Consider the following 345-nt stretch of genomic DNA (forward strand, 5'->3'; position numbering starts at 1 on the left):
AAATAACAGATAAAAGAATTAAAAAGTATCAGGAAGATATGAAACGGGAATTTTCTGGTGACATGGACATGATTAACCAAGATACTGGAGCGTAAATCAGAAGAAACTTTATCTTAAAAAAGACCCTGCTAGTTATAGCAGGGTCTTTACATTTAGTAGTCTCTCGTTATTCTAACGGGATTGTGACTTGTGATCCTTCTCTTAAGAAGTAAGGATCAATATTCGGGTTCGCTTCAAAAATATCGTCCACTGATACTCCGTCGTAAACGGCTGCGATATTATAAAACGTGTTACCTGGTTGAACAGTGTGATAAACAACGTCCACATCACCGTTAGACATTGAAT

The 345-nt window shown here is 36.8% G+C and carries 1 protein-coding gene; it reads right to left on the reverse strand.

Annotated features, from left to right (window positions below; all coding sequences use genetic code 11):
* Positions 1-166: 166 nt before the first annotated feature.
* Positions 167-340, reverse strand: coding sequence for a LysM domain-containing protein (locus AOA61_RS32725; protein ID WP_099600890.1), 174 nt, complete (start codon positions 338-340; stop codon positions 167-169).
* Positions 341-345: the final 5 nt, after the last annotated feature.

This window comes from Pseudomonas sp. 2995-1 (assembly GCF_002742505.1).
Taxonomy (GTDB): domain Bacteria; phylum Pseudomonadota; class Gammaproteobacteria; order Pseudomonadales; family Pseudomonadaceae; genus Aquipseudomonas; species Aquipseudomonas sivasensis.

Bases quoted from the DNA above. Each gene is read 5' to 3' on its own strand.
- AOA61_RS32725 (WP_099600890.1), bottom strand. From the start codon at position 340: ATGTCTAACGGTGATGTGGACGTTGTTTATCACACTGTTCAACCAGGT.